Annotated in this window: 20 protein-coding genes; 1 reads left to right on the forward strand and 19 read right to left on the reverse strand. The window is 46.4% G+C overall.

Translation table 11 applies throughout. From position 1 onward, the window contains the following. Nucleotides 1-38: 38 nt before the first annotated feature. The 5 genes from ACLTL4_RS01670 to ACLTL4_RS01690 all read right to left on the reverse strand — a co-directional run bounded on the left by ACLTL4_RS01670 (nt 39) and on the right by ACLTL4_RS01690 (nt 5508). Complete coding sequence (locus ACLTL4_RS01670; protein ID WP_412320173.1) at nt 39-2150, reverse strand: glutamine synthetase III; 2112 nt, start codon at nt 2148-2150, stop codon at nt 39-41. 226 nt (nt 2151-2376) lie between these two features. Continuing rightward, the gene (fba, locus tag ACLTL4_RS01675; protein ID WP_147631044.1) at nt 2377-3240 is read right to left on the reverse strand and encodes a class II fructose-1,6-bisphosphate aldolase; all 864 of its coding nucleotides are present in this window, start codon (nt 3238-3240) and stop codon (nt 2377-2379) included. Nucleotides 3241-3350: 110 nt separating this feature from the next. Further along, complete coding sequence (locus ACLTL4_RS01680) at nt 3351-4265, reverse strand: diacylglycerol/lipid kinase family protein (RefSeq protein WP_022118977.1); 915 nt, start codon at nt 4263-4265, stop codon at nt 3351-3353. Nucleotides 4266-4473: 208 nt separating this feature from the next. Next, on the reverse strand, nt 4474-4977 hold the full coding sequence (gene greA / locus ACLTL4_RS01685) for a transcription elongation factor GreA (protein ID WP_022118976.1): 504 nt from the start codon (nt 4975-4977) through the stop codon (nt 4474-4476). A gap of 3 nt (nt 4978-4980) precedes the next feature. After that, on the reverse strand, nt 4981-5508 hold the full coding sequence (locus ACLTL4_RS01690; protein WP_412290755.1) for a nitroreductase family protein: 528 nt from the start codon (nt 5506-5508) through the stop codon (nt 4981-4983). Nucleotides 5509-5705: 197 nt separating this feature from the next. Between ACLTL4_RS01690 and ACLTL4_RS01695 the strand changes: the two genes are divergently transcribed. Then, nucleotides 5706-6872, forward strand: coding sequence for an FprA family A-type flavoprotein (locus ACLTL4_RS01695; protein ID WP_412290753.1), 1167 nt, complete (start codon nt 5706-5708; stop codon nt 6870-6872). Nucleotides 6873-6956: 84 nt separating this feature from the next. Here ACLTL4_RS01695 and ACLTL4_RS01700 read toward each other — a convergent pair whose 3' ends face one another. The 14 genes from ACLTL4_RS01700 to ACLTL4_RS01765 all read right to left on the reverse strand — a co-directional run bounded on the left by ACLTL4_RS01700 (nt 6957) and on the right by ACLTL4_RS01765 (nt 19473). Further along, a complete protein-coding gene (locus ACLTL4_RS01700; protein WP_412290751.1) occupies nt 6957-7994 on the reverse strand; it encodes a cadherin-like beta sandwich domain-containing protein in 1038 nt (345 codons plus the stop codon). Nucleotides 7995-8015: 21 nt separating this feature from the next. Beyond that, the gene (gene purD / locus ACLTL4_RS01705; RefSeq protein ID WP_173866327.1) at nt 8016-9287 is read right to left on the reverse strand and encodes a phosphoribosylamine--glycine ligase; all 1272 of its coding nucleotides are present in this window, start codon (nt 9285-9287) and stop codon (nt 8016-8018) included. Nucleotides 9288-9372: 85 nt separating this feature from the next. Continuing rightward, nucleotides 9373-9999, reverse strand: coding sequence for a phosphoribosylglycinamide formyltransferase (gene purN / locus ACLTL4_RS01710; RefSeq protein ID WP_022118971.1), 627 nt, complete (start codon nt 9997-9999; stop codon nt 9373-9375). Then, nucleotides 9993-11018 (reverse strand): phosphoribosylformylglycinamidine cyclo-ligase, encoded by a 1026-nt coding sequence (gene purM, locus ACLTL4_RS01715; RefSeq protein ID WP_022118970.1) that lies wholly within the window; start codon nt 11016-11018, stop codon nt 9993-9995. The genes purN and purM overlap by 7 nt, the downstream gene beginning before the upstream one ends. A gap of 27 nt (nt 11019-11045) precedes the next feature. Then, nucleotides 11046-11552: a 5-(carboxyamino)imidazole ribonucleotide mutase gene (gene purE / locus ACLTL4_RS01720; protein ID WP_022118969.1), complete on the reverse strand. Its 507-nt coding sequence runs from the start codon at nt 11550-11552 to the stop codon at nt 11046-11048. Between the two features lie 86 nt (nt 11553-11638). Then, nucleotides 11639-13687 carry an aminopeptidase gene (locus ACLTL4_RS01725; RefSeq protein WP_173895671.1) on the reverse strand — a complete coding sequence of 683 codons (2049 nt, stop codon included), beginning with the start codon at nt 13685-13687 and terminating at the stop codon, nt 11639-11641. 94 nt (nt 13688-13781) lie between these two features. Further along, nucleotides 13782-14096, reverse strand: a complete 315-nt coding sequence (locus ACLTL4_RS01730) for a DUF6142 family protein (RefSeq protein ID WP_022118967.1) — start codon at nt 14094-14096, stop codon at nt 13782-13784. After that, nucleotides 14089-14526: a VanZ family protein gene (locus ACLTL4_RS01735; protein WP_412290749.1), complete on the reverse strand. Its 438-nt coding sequence runs from the start codon at nt 14524-14526 to the stop codon at nt 14089-14091. Before ACLTL4_RS01735 ends, ACLTL4_RS01730 begins: the two co-directional genes overlap by 8 nt. Nucleotides 14527-14554: 28 nt before the next feature. Further along, a complete protein-coding gene (locus ACLTL4_RS01740; protein ID WP_022118965.1) occupies nt 14555-14707 on the reverse strand; it encodes a hypothetical protein in 153 nt (50 codons plus the stop codon). Between the two features lie 22 nt (nt 14708-14729). Next, nucleotides 14730-15410 carry an orotate phosphoribosyltransferase gene (pyrE, locus tag ACLTL4_RS01745; protein WP_147631038.1) on the reverse strand — a complete coding sequence of 227 codons (681 nt, stop codon included), beginning with the start codon at nt 15408-15410 and terminating at the stop codon, nt 14730-14732. A gap of 11 nt (nt 15411-15421) precedes the next feature. Then, entirely contained in the window at nt 15422-16324 is a 903-nt protein-coding gene (locus tag ACLTL4_RS01750) for a dihydroorotate dehydrogenase (protein WP_173866332.1), read from the reverse strand. An 8-nt stretch (nt 16325-16332) separates the two neighbouring features. Continuing rightward, nucleotides 16333-17112, reverse strand: a complete 780-nt coding sequence (locus ACLTL4_RS01755; protein ID WP_412290747.1) for a dihydroorotate dehydrogenase electron transfer subunit — start codon at nt 17110-17112, stop codon at nt 16333-16335. 94 nt (nt 17113-17206) lie between these two features. Continuing rightward, nucleotides 17207-18136 carry an orotidine-5'-phosphate decarboxylase gene (gene pyrF, locus ACLTL4_RS01760; protein WP_022118961.1) on the reverse strand — a complete coding sequence of 310 codons (930 nt, stop codon included), beginning with the start codon at nt 18134-18136 and terminating at the stop codon, nt 17207-17209. Nucleotides 18137-18195: 59 nt separating this feature from the next. Then, nucleotides 18196-19473 carry a dihydroorotase gene (locus ACLTL4_RS01765; RefSeq protein ID WP_022118960.1) on the reverse strand — a complete coding sequence of 426 codons (1278 nt, stop codon included), beginning with the start codon at nt 19471-19473 and terminating at the stop codon, nt 18196-18198. Nucleotides 19474-19589: the final 116 nt, after the last annotated feature.

Raw genomic sequence — 19589 nt, forward strand, 5'->3', positions numbered from 1 at the left:
AATAACAGGGTGGGGAAACCACTGTATCTTTACATTTTTTATACTTCGAACAGCAGATCGGAATAGGATGGCATCGGCCATACTTTCTTATCTACCAGTACTTCCAGTTTGTCAACCGGTGTACGAAGGGCTGCCATAGCCGGTACAACGCTCTCGTAGAAGTATCTTGCTTCAGCTGCCATATCTCCTGCTTCGGCTGCTTTGTCGGTCACTTCTTCCAGTGTTACCAGGGCTGCCTTTGCCTCTTCCAGCAGTTTGCTTACATCGTTCAGCAGATCTGTCTGTACGGTTGTCGGTGCACCTGCACCTTTAACTGCCAGGATAGTATCTGCCAGAGATTTGGTATAGCCGATGACTGCCGGCAGGATCTGTTTGGAAGCCATGTCGATCATCGTCTTTGCTTCTATATTAATAGCCTTTGCATAGTTCTCATATTTAATCTCTACACGGGACTCAAGTTCTGCTTTTGAGAAAACTTTGTATTTGCCGAACAGTTCTACTGCCTTATCCGTTGCCAGGCACGGGATTGCATCCACCATGGATTTGATGTTCGGCAGTCCTCTTCTTTCTGCTTCTGCTACCCATTCATTGGAATAACCGTTTCCGTTAAATACGATTCTCTGGTGATCGGTTGCATATTCTTTGATCAGATCATGTACAGCCAGTTCAAAGTCATCTGCTTTTTCCAGTACATCGCATGCCTGTGAGAATGCATCTGCTACGATCGTGTTCAGTACCACGTTTGGTCCGGCGATGGAATCACGGGAACCTACCATACGGAACTCGAATTTATTTCCGGTAAATGCAAACGGTGAAGTACGGTTACGATCCGTTGCATCTTTTGCAAAATCCGGAAGTCTCTTGACACCGGTATGCAGTACACCGCCTGCTTTACTGTGTGTAGCAGTTCCTGTGCTGATCAGCTGTTCCAGTACATCCTCCAGCTGTTCTCCAAGGAATACAGAAATGATAGCCGGCGGTGCCTCGTTTGCTCCCAGTCTGTGATCATTTCCAGGATCGGCTGCGGATTCACGAAGCAGATCTGCATGCTCATCGACTGCTTTTAAGATACAGGTCAGTACCATAAGGAACTGTACATTCTCATGCGGTGTTTTGCCCGGATCTAACAGATTGATACCGTCATCGGTTGTGATGGACCAGTTGTTATGTTTACCGGAACCATTCACACCGTCAAATGGTTTCTCATGAAGCAGGCACTGCATTCCATGCTGGCATGCTACTTTTTTCAGTGTTTTCATAACCAGCTGGTTGTGATCAACTGCAATGTTTGCTTCTGCATAGATCGGTGCCAGCTCGTGCTGTGCCGGTGCTACTTCGTTATGCTGTGTTTTTGCGGAGATACCAAGTTTCCAGAGTTCTTCGTTGACATCTTTCATATAAGAAGCAATACGCTGACGGATGGTTCCGAAATAATGGTCATCCAGTTCCTGTCCTTTCGGAGGCATTGCTCCGAACAGGGTACGTCCGGTAAAGATCAGATCTTCTCTCTGCAGATATTTCTGTTTGTCAACCAGGAAGTATTCCTGTTCCGGTCCAACGGACGGTGTTACTTTTTTGGAGGTTGTATTTCCAAACAGTTTCAGAAGTCTCAGTGCCTGCTCATTGATTGCTTCCATGGAACGCAGCAGCGGTGTTTTCTGATCCAGTGCCTCACCTGTGTAAGAGCAGAATGCGGTCGGAATACAGAGGATCGCTCCTGCTGCATCTTCACGTACATAAGCCGGTGAAGTACAATCCCATGCTGTATATCCTCTGGCTTCAAACGTAGCTCGAAGACCTCCTGACGGGAAGGAAGAAGCATCCGGTTCTCCTTTGATCAGTTCTTTTCCGGAGAACTCCATCAGTACGGTACCGTCCTGTCTCGGTGCTGTGATAAATGCATCGTGTTTTTCTGCTGTTACACCGGTAAGAGGCTGGAAAATGTGTGTGTAATGTGTTGCACCTTTTTCTACTGCCCAGTTTTTCATAGCTTCTGCCACCACATCTGCTACCATCGGATCCAGTTCTTTTCCCTCATCAATGGTTTTTCTCAGTGCTTTATACACTTTTTTCGGCAGACGCTCCTGCATCACTTTGTCGTTGAATACATTTTCACCAAAAATCTTTGCAACATTCATCTTTTCAGTCATGTCTTCTTCTCATCCTTTCTGTGATAAGCCGGAACAGAATTTCTCTGTAACCTTTCTGCTTCTTTACAGAAAATCAAAAAAGACGCTCCGCCCCTTTCGGGGCAGAACGTCTTTGTTCTCTCGCTCATCATTTTTAATTTTGCTACTACCATACTCCACATTTTTGGCAAATGCAAGTATAATTTAATTTTTCTACAAAATTTATAAAATTTCAGAGAAATAATTCTCAGGCTTTGTCGATAGAGCCGAAAATTTCCATTTTTTCTTTTACTGTAGCTTTGATTGCTTCGAATCCAGGAGCCAGAAGTTTACGCGGGTCAAATCCCTTTCCTTCCAGATCTTTACCAGCTTCGATGTATTCACGTGTAGCTGCTGCAAATGCCAGCTGGCACTCTGTATTTACATTGATCTTTGCAACGCCAAGGCTGATTGCTTTTTTGATCATGTCTGTCGGGATGCCTGTACCACCGTGCAGTACCAGAGGCAGATCTCCTGTCAGAGCCTGAACAGCGTCCAGAGTCTCGAAGCTTAAGCCTTTCCAGTTTGCCGGATATTTGCCGTGGATGTTACCGATACCAGCTGCCAGGAAGTCAATACCCAGATCTGCAATTCTCTTGCATTCCTGAGGATCTGCACATTCACCCGCACCTATAACGCCGTCTTCTTCACCGCCGATAGAACCAACTTCTGCTTCCAGAGACATACCATGTTCTTTGCAGATTTCTACCAGTTTCTTTGTGTTTGCAACGTTTTCGTCAATCGGGCTGTGAGAACCATCATACATGATAGATGAGAATCCGGCTTCTACACATTTCAGGCATCCTTCGTAGCTGCCGTGATCCAGATGCAGAGCAACCGGAACTGTGATGTTCAGTTCTTCCATCATACCATTTACCATACCTACAACAGTTTTGTATCCTGTCATATATTTGCCGGCACCTTCAGATACACCAAGGATAACCGGTGAGTTGTTCTCCTGTGCTGTCAGCAGGATTGCTTTTGTCCACTCAAGGTTGTTGATGTTGAACTGTCCTACTGCATAATGACCTGCTTTTGCTTTCTGTAACATTTCTTTTGCTGAAACTAACATATTTTTTACCTCCACACTTTGTGATTTTTGGTGTTGGCTTTATTATAACCTAATTGCACCAAAAAGAAAATACTTTTTTAGTCAAATATCCCCTGTTTTTTTCCTGAGTACTAGATTTCACTCTCGCCAAACTGATGATTGACAATGATATCCACTGCTTTCTGATGACAGCAGATTTCAACTTCTTTATGGTCGCCGCCATATTCACCATCCAGCGTCCATGGAATTGCAATCTCGGAACGAATGACAACCTGTCTGGTCTTATAGCTGATAATATAGTTGCTGTCCATCTCCCCGCGAAGGAGGCTTGTAATAATCTCCTGAAGTTCTATGGCGTTTCGTGGCGTTTTGATCATCGTCACTTCAAACAGACCATCATCCAGCCGGATGTTTTTTCCTGTAATGCTGCGGAAACCACCTACGGATTCTGAATTGGTGATCATTCCATAAATAAATTCATCTCTGATCTTCTCACCGTTCAGTTCAATCTCCACTTCATAAGATTTAACATTAAAAATACACTTGGCACCTTCTAAAACATAAGCAAGATGGCCAAGTACATTTTTGACATCCTGGTTTGTCTGATAAGACACTTCGGTAAACATTCCAAACGCAGCGATATATACAAAATAATCACTGTTAAAAGAGCCGACATCACACGGATAAACGTTGTTCTCTACGATACACTGTGCCGCTTCCGTCATCCTTTTCGGGATCTGCAGGCTGTTTGCAAAATCGTTTGTGCTTCCTGCCGGGATATAGCCGATCGGGCGTCTGATCTCGCTGTTCATCATACCGGTCACCACTTCATCCAGTGTCCCGTCACCGCCGCTGCAGGCGACAAGATCAAACTTTGCAGCCCGTTTCTCCACAACTCTGCTCGCATCCTGTGGTTTCTGCGTCACATAGAGCGTGACATCCAACCCTCCTTTGATAAAAATATCTGCGATATCCAACAGTGCATTTCTGATCTGTCCTTTTCCGGATCTTGGATTCACAATAAATAAAACTTTTTTACGTCTCATTTTTCATTCCTTCCACTTTCACCGTATTTCGACATATTGTACTATCATTTTTTTCAACAGACAAGTACCCTGACTGTTTTTAAAACTTAAGTTTTCATAAAATCTGATATTCCTGTGCAGAATACTGTACCGTTGAAGGCGACCTCACAATGGAAAGCTTACTGTCGTCAGAACAGTCCTTTCATAGGAATTTTTCAGATTTTAGAAATCAGAATTTCCGGATTTCATCTCCTCCGTCATCGGTATTTTCAATTTTGCGGATCACGGCATAATAGCCGAAATTTTCATTGACTTTGATATATACCCTCTCTCCGACTTTATGTCCGAGCAGGGCTTTTCCCATCGGGGACTCCGTGCTGATGTGGCCTTTCATGGAATTGCCGCGGATCGATGTGACGATCTTGTAGGTTTCTTCTTCGTCATCATCTTCCATATAGAGTGTCACCGTATTGTTGATCCCGACTTCGTCGGATTTCGACTGATCCGATACGATTTCGGCATTTTTCAACATTCTCTCCAGATAGCGGATACGGCTCTCGTTCATATTTTTATCTTTTTTGGCGGCATGATATTCAAAATTTTCGCTTAAATCCCCATGTGCTCTCGCCTCTTTGACTGCCTCGATCGCATTTTTTCGGACGGTCAGTTTTCGATATTCAATCTCTTCTTTGATTTTTTTGACATCATTTTCCGTCAGCTGTTCATGTAACATATCTTATCCCTGCACTCTCACAACATAATCTTCTTTTCTCGGTTTTGCCGGGGCTTCTCCGCCCTCTGCCGCATAGCCTAAAATACAGTGGCCGATTCCGGCATAATCACCTTCAATGCCCCATTTTCTCAGAAGAGCTTTTCCTTCTTCACTTTCAAACTCTTCTTTTGCACGGTGGATCCAGCAGGACGCCACGCCAACGGCATGTGCCGCATTCATCAGATTGCCCATGACAAGTGAACCGTCTTCCAGATAGGTGTTTCTGTTCTTGTCTGCCAGCACGATCAGCACCGTCGGTGCTCCGTAGAATGGATCAGATGTCACGCCCATGATCTTCGCATTCATTTTGCTCAGCTCTTCAATGGTTTCTTTATCCTGAACAACCACAATCTTCGGGGACTGCATACCCATGCCGGTTGGTGCAAACACGCCCGCCTCAAGGATCTGTTCCAGTTCGCTTTCTTTTATCTGCTCCGGACGATATCTCCGGCAGCTTCTTCTTGTCTTTAAATCCTGTAATGTCTGATTCATCATGAAGCCTCCTTGTGTATAACAGTATTATGATTTTCTCCACTTCAGTAACGCCCTGCGGATTGCTTCAGGCTTTTGCCCCTGGCGTTACAGACATTATACCACCTTTTTGATTTTTTTGTAGTCAAAGTATTTTTTGTGCGGTATAATCTTTTAGGTAAATGCCGATCTTTAATATACACAGGAGGTTCTTTGAAATGAAAGACGTTTTTATATCTGATTCTATCGTATACGTTGGCGTAGATGATAAGAATATTGATCTTTTTGAAAGTCAGTATGTCGTTCCAAACGGTGTTTCTTACAATTCTTATGTGATCTTAGATGACAAGATCACGATCATGGACACCGTAGATCGACGCGGTACGGAAGGATGGCTTGCCAACCTGAAGGAAACGCTGGGTGACAAAAAGCCTTACTATGTGGTTGTTTCACACCTAGAACCGGACCATGCCGGAAACTTAAAGACACTGCTGGATCTGTATCCGGACATCAAGGTGATCGGAAATCCGAAAACGTTCACGATGATCGCACAGTTCTTTGATGTGGATTTAAGCGATGACCGCAAGGTGGTTGTAGGCGAAGGCGATACGGTAAATCTCGGTACTCACACGCTTCAGTTCTTTATGGCTCCGCTTGTTCACTGGCCGGAAGTTATGGTTGCTTATGAGCAGTCCGAAAAGATCCTGTTCTCCGCTGACGGTTTCGGTAAATTCGGTGCCCTGGATGCAGACGAGTCATGGGAAGACGAAGCAAGACGCTATTTTATCAACATCGTTGGCAAATACGGCGTACAGGTTCAGAATCTTCTGAAAAAGGCTGCCACTCTGGATATCCAGATGATCTGCCCGCTGCACGGTCCAATCCTGAAAGAAAACCTTGGCTATTACATAGGCAAATATCTGACCTGGAGCAGCTACGAACCGGAAGAAAAGGGCGTTGTGATCGCATGTGCTTCCATTCACGGAAATACCATGATCGCTGCAAAGAAACTGGCGGAGATCCTGAAAGCAAAAGGCGAGAAAAATGTGGTTCTCTATGACCTTGCCAGAGATGATATGCCGTCTGCCATCGCAGATGCTTATCGTTATGACAGACTGGTGGTCGCTGCTGCTTCCTACGACGGCGGCATCTTCCCTTGCATGGAGACATTCCTGCGTAAACTCAAGGCAAAGAACTTCCAGAAACGTACCGTCGGCTACATCCAGAACGGAACCTGGGCTCCTTGCACTGCAAAACAGATGCAGGCTATCATGGGCGAGCTGAAAAACATCACCAATGCAGAACCGGTCGTAACGATCAAATCTGCAATGAAAGAAGCGGATATTGCTCAGCTGGAAGCTCTGGCTGATGCTCTGATGGCATAAATTGTATAAAAAACGCACCCGTAGTGCTCTTGAAAAGCATTTCGGGTGCGTTTTTCTTTTACGATATTGAATTTCAATCTCTTCTTACAGATCGATCATATTGATATCTGCTTTTTTCTTTGTTTTCTTCGGTGCAGGCTGTGCTGCATTGCCTGTTGGCTGCGGTGTATGTTTCACCTGTGCCTCCTGTGGCTGTGCACTGGATGGATCATCCTGCATTTCTGCCATCTCCTGTTTTGCCTGCTTCTGCTGACGCTTTTTCTCTCTGCGGCTTTTCCGGTCTGCTTTTACCAGCCCGGTCTTTTTATTTTCACCGAATGCTTCTTCCACTGCCGGAGCAGCTTCTGTTTCCGGATGTACTGGCTGCGGTTCTTCCTCCTGAACCATACCGGTTGCCTCCTGCTGCTGCGTCGGTGCATAATAATTTTCCGTTGCCAGATAATACTCTTTTCTTGCAAACTCGTTGGTCTGCATATCCAGTCTTTCCTGCGTATCGCGAAGATCATCTTTCAGATCACGGTTTTTCAGGATCAGGTTGATCACCAGAAAGATCAGAAGAACCGAAAGAGCCACCAGAGCGTAGATCACTTTTATGGAAAAATCCGCATCTGATTTGATCTTGTCTACTTTCTGGAGCACGGCATTTGCCGCATCAGAAACGGCTTCTGTCTCCGTTTCTGTTTCTGTCTGTGCCTCTTTTGCTTTCTCGGTTGCTGCCTCCGTCTGTGCATCCGTCTCGTTCGCTGCTGCGATCTGTTCTGCCGCATTTGGACGCTCCGCCTGCACATTCAGGGTATACGTTGCCTGCATACCGCTCTCGGATGTTACCGTTATGTAAACCGTTGTCTTTCCGTCCGTCAGAGTCTGACCGGAAACTTCACAGGTCGCTGCACCGTCGGAAGTCACCGGACTTAGCTGCAGTTCAGTCGTGCCTTCCGGAACCTCCACCTCATACTCCGTTGTGCTGTACTCAAAATCCGGAGAAATACTCGTCGCATTCTCGATGCCAAGATCCGAAAGGGAATTGTCATCGGAACCACTTGCAAACACAGTCACTCCGGAAATACAGAGCAGGAGCATCATGCACACTGCCCAGATTTTCCAGGTCTTTTTCCACATCATGTTTTCTCCCTTCAAAAACGTTTATGCTTCGTCAATCGCTTTTCCAATATCATGACGATAATATTTATTCTCAAAATCAATCCACTCTACCGCTGCATAGGCATTTGCACGGGCCTCTTTGAGGTCTTTTCCCTTTGCAGTCACACCGAGGACACGGCCGCCGTTTGTCACGATGCCTTCTTCCGTGCGTTTGCTTCCGGCGTGGAATACATAGTAACCATCTTTATCTTTGAATTTGTCAAGACCACGGATTACGAAACCTTTGTCGTATTTCACCGGATAACCGTCGGATGCCAGTACGACGCAGACTGCCGCATTGTCCTCAAACTGCAGGTCGATCTGGTCAAGTGTTCCGTCAATGCACGCCTCAAAAACGTCAATGATATCGGTTTTCATACGCGGCAGGACAACCTGTGCTTCCGGATCACCGAATCTTGCATTGTACTCCAGGACACGAGGACCTTTTTCGGTCAGCATCAGTCCGAAGAAGATAATGCCTTTGAACTCTCTTCCTTCTGCTGCCATCGCATCGACCGTTGCCTGATAGATATATTTTTTGCAGAATGCATCCACTTCTTCCGTATAGAACGGACTTGGTGAGAAAGTTCCCATACCACCGGTGTTCAGTCCGGTATCGCCGTCTCCGGCACGTTTGTGATCCTGTGCGGAAGTCATCGTCTTGATGGTCTTGCCGTCCACATAAGAAAGTACAGACACTTCTCTTCCGGTCATAAACTCTTCTACCACCATTGTATTGCCGGCTGTACCGAATTTCTTGTCCTCCATGATGGTTTTTACACCGTCTTTTGCTTCTTCCAGCGTATTGCAGATCAGCACACCTTTTCCGAGTGCCAGTCCGTCTGCTTTCAGAACAATCGGGAAATCTGCTTTTTCCAGATATGCAAGTGCTGCGGATGCATCGGTAAATGTTTCGTAAGCAGCGGTCGGAATATTATATTTTTTCATCAGATCTTTTGAAAATGCCTTGGAGCCTTCCAGGATTGCTGCATTCTTTCTCGGTCCGAATACACGCAGTCCTTCTGCCTCAAATGCATCTACGATACCGCCAACCAGAGGATCATCCATACCAACTACCGTAAGATCGATTGCCTGTTCTTTTGCAAATGCGACCAGTTTGTCAAACTCCATTGCCTGGATCGGCACACATTCTGCAAACTCTTCAATTCCGGCATTGCCCGGTGCACAGTAAATTTTATCTACTTTTGGACTCTGTGCGACTTTCCATGCGATCGCATGCTCACGTCCGCCGCTTCCGACTATCAATACTTTCATCCTGCGTCCTTCTTTCTATATATAAAGTACTTGAATATACAATGTCTCCGGATCTTTTCGCATTTCTTAGATCCTGACATCGTTTCTATTCTGTGATTATCGTTTTGCCATTTTCCACACGGACTTTTCCTTCTGCGATCAGGCGGATCGCCTGCGGCATGATTTTCCATTCTGCCTGCTCCATGACACGCCGCTGCAGAATTTCCGGGGTATCGTCCTGCTGTACTTCCACTGCCTTCTGAATGATGATCGGACCGGTATCTGTTCCTTTGTCCACAAAATGCACCGTTGCACCGGTCACTTTTACACCGCGCTTAAGCACGCCTTCGTGTACTTTCAGCCCGTAATATCCAGTTCCGCAAAATGCCGGAATCAGCGATGGATGGATGTTGATGATCTTGTTTGGATAAGCATCCACCATGATCTCCGGGATCACGACCAGACATCCTGCCAGAACAATGAGATCCGGCTCGCAGGACTGGATTTTCTCCAGAAGTGCCTGGTTAAATGCTGCCCGGTCTGCAAAATCTTTCGGTGAGACACATGCAGCTGCAATGTTATGATCCTTTGCTCTTTGCAGGGCATAGGCATTTTTATTGTTGCTGATCACGGCTTTGATCTCGGTATTTGGAATGCTTCCGTCCGCAATGCCGTCAATGATCGCCTGAAGATTGGTTCCGCCTCCGGACACCAGTACTACCAGCTTTAGCATAAGGTCACACCCTTCTCACCGTTCTCAATCTCACCGATCACGTAAGCGGTTTCTCCTGCTGCTTCGATCGCTTTCATAGTCTTGTCAACGTCTGTCGGATCAACTGCAACAACCATACCGATACCCATGTTGTATGTATTGTACATCATCTGCTCTTCGATCTGGCCTTCTCTTGCCAGCATCTTGAAGATTGCCGGAACCTCATAGCTGTCTTTGCGGATCACGGCACGTACTCCTTCCGGAAGCATACGCGGAACGTTCTCATAAAATCCGCCTCCTGTGATATGGCTGCATCCTTTCACACGAACGCCTGCTTCTTTGATGCTGCGAAGTGCTTTCACATAAATCTTGGTCGGTGCGATCAGAGCCTCACCCAGAGTCTTTCCAAGCTCTTCGTGGTAAGTGTTCAGTGTTTTTTCATCCATGCTGAATACTTTTCTTACCAGTGAAAATCCGTTGCTGTGTACACCGGAAGAAGCAATACCGATCAGAACGTCTTTCTCTTTTAAATCTTTTCCTGTAATCAGGTCTTTTTCATCTACTACACCAACTGCAAAACCAGCCAGGTCGTACTCATCTACCGGATAGAATCCCGGCATCTCAGCAGTCTCTCCGCCGATCAGTGCCGCATCAGACTGTACGCAGCCTTCTGCTACACCGCTTACGATCTGAGCGATCTTTTCCGGATAGTTCTTGCCGCAGGCAATGTAATCCAGGAAAAACAGCGGTTCTCCGCCTGCACAGGCTATATCATTTACACACATGGCAACGCAGTCGATGCCGACGGTATCATGTTTATCAAGAATAAATGCCAGTTTCAGTTTCGTACCAACTCCGTCCGTACCGGAAACCAGTGTCGGTTTTTCCATGTCTTTGAATTTTTCCATGGAAAATGCACCGGAAAATCCGCCGATATTGGTCAGTACTTCACTTCTCATGGTCTTCTTGATGTGCTCTTTCATTAATTCAACTGATTTGTATCCTGCCTCGATATCCACTCCGGCTTTCTTGTAATCCATGCTTTTGTCCTCCCTTGGGGTTTGCTTTTATTTTTTATAGTTTTTGTAACCAACTTTCTGAAGTTTTGCGTCTTTTTCCACAACCTGTTCTTTCATTTCTTCTGAATATGCTTTCAGTCTGGAGAGCAGTTCTTCATCAGAAGTAGCCAGGATCTTCGCAGCTAAAATACCTGCGTTCGCCCCGCCGTTGATCGCTACGGTTGCTACCGGAATACCTGTCGGCATCTGTACGATCGAGTACAGAGAATCTCTGCCGCCAAGAGATGTTGTATGCATCGGAATGCCGATGACCGGCATTGGGAAGATTGCTGCACACATGCCCGGCAGATGAGCTGCCATACCTGCTCCGGCAATAATCACTTTAAAGCCTTTGCTCTCTGCTGTCTTTGCATATTCAAAGAAAACATCCGGTTCGCGATGTGCCGAGATGATCGTCATCTCATAATCAATGCCCAGTTTCTCTAAAACGTCTGCAGCTTTTGCCATAACCGGCATATCTGAGTCGCTTCCCATTACAATTCCAACCTTTGCCATGGTTCAATCTCCTTTTCGCATCATTGTAAGTGTTTAACATCTTTTTAATTTTACTAATACTTTCTTTTATTGTCAACCTGCAAACCTTAATTGAGGAAGCGATTCAGCTCCTCCGTGCCCGGAAGTACGAACTTTCCGTCCGCAAAGATCAGGATTCTTCTGCCGTCAGCACACTGTACTTCGATGCTGCCAAGCTCGTCATATGGTATCGTGATATCAAGATGATGTCCAAAATATGCCTCTCCTGGATCTTCTTTTCTGCGAATGGAAATCTCATTGTCTCTTGCGATGATTTCCTTTTTGTCCGGATTGTATACCGGTGTATCTTCTGCCCAGCTGTAGCAGGTATCTCCTACGGCAAAATGCGGTCCGGTCTTCTCAGCGATCAGGATCGGCAGTTTTCCTTCAATATGATATTCCATTGCCATAGCATAGGCTGCTGTGTTTGTTCCGATCGCAAATTCGCCGATTGGCAGAGTCTCATGATTCGCCAGCACATTTTCCCGGACATAGTTCTGATTGTACTCTTCCTGCTCAAAATTCTTGCAGGTATATGCTTTTACCATACCATCTTCAAATTCCAGATGCAGTTTTTCATACTTTAAGCCTTCCAGATAAACCGTACATGCCTCAAGAATGCCGCTTGTTCCCTTCAATATCGGGGAAGTAAAGACTTCTCCGACCGGAATGTTGACATCTGCCACACAATTTTCGAAATTAGTCTGCTTCTTTGGATCATTCAGTTTGTGCAGGACAATGTGCATATCGGTGTGATTTTCTCCTTTTCCGAGCACATGTACACTCTCACCCTGATCCAGGGCATCGATCAGTTTCTGCTGGATATCTGCATAGAGCTGATAGTCAAGCGTATTGATGCGGATCGTCTCTTTAAAAATCTCCGGGAAGTATGCCCCGATTTCCGGGACCGGAAAGGCGATGATCGTAAAACTGCGTTCTTTACCGATGATATAGCGGTTTGTGATCTGTACGGATTCGTTATCCATCTGTGTCTGCAGTTTTTTCTGCTTATCCGACAAATAATAGGCTTCCGGTTTTGTCTGCGGATAAAACTCCGGCTCCCCGAAGGTATCAATGCAGGCCGGGCCTGCATGACCGTTTGCCAGTGTTTTATAATTTTCGTACGCCGAACGCATAACACCCAGGCGTCGCTCCATAAAGGCCTTGTCCAGATAGATTGCCTGGTCTGCCCGGTGATCATAGTCAAACTGGCGGTTCGGGATTGCCCCGTAATAGCCGATGCGGTGCACACCTTTTTTATTGATACGCTCCAGTGCCGCACGATAGATGACCGGCTTTAATCCCATTTTTTCAAAATTTCGTATTGCCAGACGCACCATCCGCTCAAATCCGACCATATAGCGGATGTTGACCGTCTGTTTTTTCGAAAGATCCTTGCCGCCAAGCACAAATCCGATCCGGTATCCTTCGGTAAACGTAGATGCCATCTTTTCTACAGTCTCTTCATCCAGGCTGTTCATAAATTCTGCCATCTTCCGCTCGTTTTCGGTGATATACTCACCATAGCGATACAGATAGCGAAGGTCTTTCAGATCCGACTCCATCACGATCTTCGCTGCAAAATCAAGCTTTGGATCAACAGCTTCCCGAATGCGGTGTGCCACCGTGATCTCACTGTAATCACTCTCAAACCAGTAGATGATCTGCTGGATCCTTCGGTATCCCGGAAGCTCTTCCTCTTCAAAGCAGTTATACACTTCGATCAGAAGTTCCTGAAGGATCACCTTTTCATGCAGCCGCTGCTCAAAGGTATAGCCGATCAGGGCATACAATTCGGCATACAGAAAACTTAAGATGCGTCCGTGCACTTCTCCGAGTTTTTCCACCGCATACTTTGGATTTCCATAGCTGTGCTCATAGTTCTCCGGAAGAATATCCTCATAAAGGCTCTGATTAAATGCCTGCCACTGCTCAAGCGTATAGCTTTCCGTTTTTCCATCTTTTATTTTTCGGTAAACTTCATCCATTTTTATAACAAAAGAAGCCGTTTTTCTGAAATAATCCCCAAACGGCTCCTGTGCGGTATGCTCTTTTGTTATGGATGCAAGTCGTTCCATTGAGAGAGCGTCTCTCTCTTCCAGTACTGTTCTCTCCATCTTTCCACCGCCAATCTTTTAAAGGTTACAGTAAAGTGATGCCATACGAGTTGTTCCGTACTTCGTACTCCCGCAATTCGTCCCTGGCATTTCCTTAAATCCCAATTAAAACTACAAATACCCACAATGCCACCATGATGCCGCCAAGGATCGACCCAATCTTCGGAAACAGGTAGCGCACATTGTTTTCGCCAAATCCCATCAGTCCGAACACGACACTGCTGACGGCAAATACCATGCCAAGTAGCCCGATGCTGCCCAGGTAAACGCCGCCCTGTCCGTCCAGATAATATGCCAGCCATGCCAGAACGGCAAAAATGACAAGTGAGAGTGTACCAAGTATCGTTGAAAGAATACCTTTGCCGGAATGTTTCTCTTTTGCAAAAGAATACATACGCTTTTTAGCCATATATCTTTCTCCTTATCTTATTACATATCCAAAACAGCAGATACCCGATCACACCGCCCAGGGTGTTGAGGATCAGGTCATCCACATCAAAGCTTCCCACCTTCCAGACAAGCTGTATCGTCTCCACGCACAGACTGAACTCGAAGCTAAGAAGCAGGATCCGTAAAACTTTCCCCGTTTTCGGCCATATGACCGGCAGGATCATCCCAAACGGAATGAAGCCGATCACATTCCCCGCCAGATTGCAGAATACTGCGAATGTCCCCAGCATCTCCCGGTGAACCCAGAATCTTTTGATTTCCCGAAAGGGCTGAAGGTTGTAGGCATACATTCTTCCTTCCACGGATCTTCCGTATCCTTCCGCAAAAAACAGAAAATACGTCAGTGCCAGCAGATAAAGAAAAAACAGCACCGCTCCTAGTATCCGCACCTTCTTTTTTGTTTCCTTCCTCATAAAACTAAATCAATACCTGACTTTTACACTTCAGAAGTCTTGCACCGTTTACGATCATCATCACGCCGGCTGAAATTCCGGTCACCAGAACCACGATCCCGACTGCGAGACTTGCCGCACCGGTACCTCTTATTGTCTTAAAAATTTTTTCGTTCATGAAAAGCCTCCATTTTACCGAATTATTTTGCCCCGTATTTCTCATAATATGCATCGATCGCTGCTTTTAATGTATCATCGATCACAACTTTTCCGTCACATTCTCTGTTATAGAGATGCTCTACGACATCCTGCATATTTACGATTGCTGCGGTCTCAAAACCGTAAAGATCTTTCACTTCATCCAGAGCACACTTTACGCCGCCTTTTCCGACTTCCATACGGTCAAGAGAAACCATCAGTCCGACGATCGTCACATCTGCGGCACCTTTTACCTTCGGAACCGTTTCTTCCATGGATTTGCCGGAAGTAGTAACGTCTTCGATCATGATCACACGGTCACCGTCTTTTAATTTGCTTCCAAGAAAGCTTCCCTTGTCTGCACCGTGATCTTTTTCTTCTTTGCGGTCGGAGCAGTAACGCACTTCTTTTCCGTAAAGTTCACTGTATGCGATTGCAGTCACAACACTAAGCGGGATTCCTTTGTAAGCCGGTCCGAACAGTACGTCAAAATCATCGCCGTATCGGTCATGGATCGCTTTTGCATAATATTCACCCAGTTTCTTTAACTGAGAACCGGTCACATAAGCTCCGGCATTCATAAAGAACGGAGATTTTCTTCCGCTTTTCAGTGTGAATTCGCCGAATTTCAGCACATCACAATCTACCATAAATTCAATAAATTCCTGTTTATACTGTTCCATTTCTTATCTCCTTACTGCACGGCACCGACCAGTTCTCTGATGTCGGATACATTCTGTGCTCTCATATATGCTTCGATCCCTTCTGCTACTTTGAGGGTGGTCATCGGATCGATAAAGTTTGCGGTTCCTACAGAAACGGCAGTTGCTCCTGCCAAAATGAACTCCAGGGCATCCTCTGCATTCATGATGCCGCCCATGCCGATGATCGGAAGTTTTACTGCCTGTGCGGTCTGATATACCATACGCACGGCAACCGGTTTGACTGCCGGACCGGACATACCGCCGGTCTTGTTTGCCAGGACAAATTTCCTGCGATTAATATCAATCTTCATACCGGTCAGTGTATTGATCAGAGAAAGTGCATCTGCACCGCCTGCTTCTGCTGCCCTTGCTGTTTCCGTGATATCGGTCACATTTGGGCTGAGCTTCATGATAACCGGCTGTTTTGCCACACGTTTGATCTCTTTTGTGATGTCCTCGACAGACTTTGGATTCTGTCCGAAAGCAATGCCGCCTTCTTTGACGTTCGGGCAGGAAATGTTGATCTCCAGAAGATCCACTGGTTCGTCTGCCAGACGTTCTACCACTTCACAGTAGTCCTTCGTACTTCTTCCACAGACATTGACCACGATCTTGGTATCATACTGTTTCAAAAACGGAATATCACGTTTTACAAATACATCAATGCCCGGATTCTGCAGTCCGATAGCATTTAACATGCCGCCGTAGACTTCTGCCACACGCGGAGTCGGATTGCCCGGCCACGGTACGTTTGCCACGCCCTTTGTGACCACTGCACCAAGCTTTGACAGGTCCACAAATTCACTGTATTCTGCTCCGGAGCCAAAAGTTCCGGATGCTGTCATAACCGGATTTTTCAGTTCAACTCCGGCAATATTTACGCTTGTACTTATCTTTGTACTCACAGTTCCACCTCCGTTGCCAGAAATACCGGTCCGTCTTTGCAGACACGTTTGTTATGTACATGAGAATGATCGTCCACCTCTTTTGACTGGCAGACGCAGGCAAGGCAGGCACCGATGCCGCATGCCATACGCTCTTCCATGGAAATCCAGCACTCGATATCCTGTTCCTGTGCATAAGCTTTCAGTGCACGGAGCATCGGAGTCGGTCCGCAGGCATAGATCACATCTGCGGTAAGTTTATTCTCACGGATCGCATCAAGGACATTGCCCTTTGTGCCGACACTTCCATCCTCTGTTGCCGCATAAAATACTGCATTTCGCTCAAGTTCTTCTTTTAAAAACAGTTTGTCATCACGGTATCCGGCGATCGCTGTCTTTTCACCCGGAAGCTGCCTGGAAAGCTCAACCATAGGCGGAATACCGATGCCTCCGCCGATCAGAAATACCTTTTTGCCTTCGGCACGTTCCATCGGAAATCCATTTCCGAGCGGTCCTAAAATTTCAAGCTTATCACCTTTCTGACACTGTGCAAACTCCGCCGTTCCTTTTCCTGCCACACGATAAACGATACGAAGTGCCTTTTTATCCTTATCAATCTCACACAGACTGATCGGACGCGGCAGAAGTCTGCTGCCATCGTTGCTGTACACGGAAATAAACTGTCCCGGTACAGCCTGCTCTGCGATCTTGTCTGTCTGAAGCCACATACTGTAAATATCAGGAGCAATGCACTCCTGCTTTAAAACTTCTGCAAGTTCTTTATATTTGCCAGCCATATTAAAATCCTCATTTCTTTTCTTTTTGTCCTGTCAAACCAGGCGGCTGTATGAAATCTGCAAATGCCAATCCCCACATTTTGAAAACGGCTGCTTATTTTGCCCTCTCAAGAGCAGTTCCGATATCTGCGATCATTGCCTCAACAGCTGCTCTGGATGCCTCCGCAAAATGTTCTTCACCGTATTTTGCATACTGCTCCTGTTTGTAAGCAGCAATGATTCCTCTGGATGAGTTTACGATCGCACCAAGTCCGTCTTCGTTGAAGAAGTGTACCAGGTCTGCACCTTTTCCGCCCTGTGCACCATAACCCGGTACCAGGATAAAGGACTTCGGCATGATCTTACGCAGCACTTTGCCCTGTTCCGGGTAAGTTGCTCCGACAACGGCTCCCACATAGCTGTAATCATCACCCATGCAGTCCTCGCCCCATTTTGCAACCTGCTCACCAACCAGCTCGTAGAGCGGACGGCCGTCGATCAGACGATCCTGAAACTCACCGCTTGACGGGTTGGAAGTCTTGACAAGGATGAACAGACCTTTTTTCTCCTCTTTGCAGACATCTACAAACGGTTTCACACCGTCGGTTCCAAGATATGGATTTACGGTAACAAAATCTTCGTCAAATCCTGCAAAGCTGTTGTTTCCGACTTTGACTTTTCCAAGATGTCCGACTGCATAAGCTGCGGATGTCGATCCGATATCGCCTCGTTTGATATCGCCGATCACAACAAGATCTTTGGATTTACAGTAATCTACGGTCTTTTTAAAGGCCATAAGACCAGGAATACCGAACTGTTCGTACATGGCGATCTGTGGTTTTACTGCCGGGATCAGGTCATACACATGGTCTACGATCTCTTTGTTATACTGCCAGATGGCTTCTGCTGCTCCTTCCAGTGTCTCACCGTGTTCTTCAAATGCACGTTTCTGGATATGAGCCGGTACATAGGAAAGCATCGGATCGAGTCCTACTACGATCGGTGCATGTGTTTTCTGGATCTTCTGGATCAATTTCTGAATCATAATCTTATCCTTTCTTCTGTGGATCCACACATTTGCTGTGTGGAACGGCATTTATCATTCTATTTATCTTTATAAACGACCTTTCCGTCGCAGATCGTCACTTTGACTTTGCCTCGTACGGTTCTGCCGTGGAACGGTGTGTTGCGTCCTTTGGATGCGAAGGTATTTTTATCGATCACATACTCTTCGTTCGGATCAATGATGACCACATCGGCGATCTTGCCTTCTGCAAGGGAACCTTTGTCCAGTCCCAGGATTTTTGCCGGATTGTAGCTCATCTTTTCTGCCATCTGCATCGGTGTAAGGTACTCTTTTTCTACCAGCTCGCTGATGGTAAGCGGAACGGCTGTCTCAAGTCCGACAATACCAAACGGTGCTGCCGTAAAGGAACGTCTCTTTTCCTCTTCGCTGTGCGGTGCATGGTCGGTTGCGATCACATCCATAATGTCATCTCGCAGACCTCGTTTTAATGCCTCTACGTCCTTTTTGGTACGCAGCGGCGGGTTCATTTTATAGTTTGCATCGCTGGCATCGACATCTTTGGAGGTCAGCGTAAAATGATGCGGGCATACTTCTGCCGTTACATGGATGTCCTGTTTTTTTGCCTGTTTGACGATCTCCACGCTTCCATAAGTAGAGCAGTGGCACAGATGTAGGTGTGCTCCTGTCTCTCCTGCCAGCATCACATCACGCACGGCGATGATGTCCTCGACTGCATTGCTGATGCCGCGAAGTCCCTGTTTGCGGATCGATTCATCGTCATTTGCCACACCGCCGTCCACCAGGTCGATGTCCTCGCAGTGTGCCATGACCGGAACGCCGCACTCTGCTGCGATCTTCATTGCTTCTTTGCAGAGCAGGGAATCCATAACGGATTTACCGTCCTCACTGATTGCCGGAGCTCCTTCCGCTACCATGGATTCGATATCGGCAAGTTCTTTTCCCTTCTGTCCTTTTGTGATCGCACCGGCCTGCAGTACGTGAATCGGTGCCATCGCTTTTGCCTTGTTGTGTACATAACGGATATTAAGTCTATCATCTGTTACCGGCTTTGTATTCGGCATCGCCAGCACGGTGGTAAATCCTCCGTGTGCCGCTGCAGCTGCTCCTGTCTCAACCGTCTCCTTGTACGTCTGTCCCGGATCCCTCAAGTGAACATGCAGGTCGATCAGGCCCGGCATAACGTAGCAGCCTTCTGCATCGATCACTTCTTCTGCCTCTTCCTTGATCTCCTGGTCTACCTTTACAATCTTATCCTCCTCGATCAGGATATCATACCGGCCATCTTTTCTGGTGTCCGGATCAATCACTCTGCCGTTTTTTATCAGTATACTCATCTTTTGGATTCCTTTCTGTAAAACATCCCAAGGCATGCCATGCACACCCAGCATTTTCTTCTATCATTCTACCATACCAGAGGAAATGCCGCAAACCTTTTTTCGTCTCCTTGATT

Source organism: Hominisplanchenecus sp. (assembly GCF_046967715.1).
In the GTDB taxonomy this organism is placed as follows: domain Bacteria; phylum Bacillota; class Clostridia; order Lachnospirales; family Lachnospiraceae; genus Hominisplanchenecus; species Hominisplanchenecus faecis.

Coding starts and splice junctions, on each gene's coding strand:
- ACLTL4_RS01670 (WP_412320173.1), bottom strand. CDS start 2,150: ATGACTGAAAAGATGAATGTTGCAAAGATTTTTGGTGAAAATGTATTC.
- fba (WP_147631044.1), bottom strand. CDS start 3,240: ATGTTAGTTTCAGCAAAAGAAATGTTACAGAAAGCAAAAGCAGGTCAT.
- ACLTL4_RS01680 (WP_022118977.1), bottom strand. CDS start 4,265: ATGAGACGTAAAAAAGTTTTATTTATTGTGAATCCAAGATCCGGAAAA.
- greA (WP_022118976.1), bottom strand. CDS start 4,977: ATGTTACATGAACAGCTGACGGAAAATGATGTCAAAAAAATCAAAGAA.
- ACLTL4_RS01690 (WP_412290755.1), bottom strand. CDS start 5,508: ATGAATCAGACATTACAGGATTTAAAGACAAGAAGAAGCTGCCGGAGA.
- ACLTL4_RS01695 (WP_412290753.1), top strand. CDS start 5,706: ATGAAAGACGTTTTTATATCTGATTCTATCGTATACGTTGGCGTAGAT.
- ACLTL4_RS01700 (WP_412290751.1), bottom strand. CDS start 7,994: ATGATGTGGAAAAAGACCTGGAAAATCTGGGCAGTGTGCATGATGCTC.
- purD (WP_173866327.1), bottom strand. CDS start 9,287: ATGAAAGTATTGATAGTCGGAAGCGGCGGACGTGAGCATGCGATCGCA.
- purN (WP_022118971.1), bottom strand. CDS start 9,999: ATGCTAAAGCTGGTAGTACTGGTGTCCGGAGGCGGAACCAATCTTCAG.
- purM (WP_022118970.1), bottom strand. CDS start 11,018: ATGGATTACAAGAAAGCCGGAGTGGATATCGAGGCAGGATACAAATCA.
- purE (WP_022118969.1), bottom strand. CDS start 11,552: ATGGCAAAGGTTGGAATTGTAATGGGAAGCGACTCAGATATGCCGGTT.
- ACLTL4_RS01725 (WP_173895671.1), bottom strand. CDS start 13,687: ATGGAGAGAACAGTACTGGAAGAGAGAGACGCTCTCTCAATGGAACGA.
- ACLTL4_RS01730 (WP_022118967.1), bottom strand. CDS start 14,096: ATGGCTAAAAAGCGTATGTATTCTTTTGCAAAAGAGAAACATTCCGGC.
- ACLTL4_RS01740 (WP_022118965.1), bottom strand. CDS start 14,707: ATGAACGAAAAAATTTTTAAGACAATAAGAGGTACCGGTGCGGCAAGT.
- pyrE (WP_147631038.1), bottom strand. CDS start 15,410: ATGGAACAGTATAAACAGGAATTTATTGAATTTATGGTAGATTGTGAT.
- ACLTL4_RS01755 (WP_412290747.1), bottom strand. CDS start 17,112: ATGGCTGGCAAATATAAAGAACTTGCAGAAGTTTTAAAGCAGGAGTGC.
- pyrF (WP_022118961.1), bottom strand. CDS start 18,136: ATGATTCAGAAATTGATCCAGAAGATCCAGAAAACACATGCACCGATC.
- ACLTL4_RS01765 (WP_022118960.1), bottom strand. CDS start 19,473: ATGAGTATACTGATAAAAAACGGCAGAGTGATTGATCCGGACACCAGA.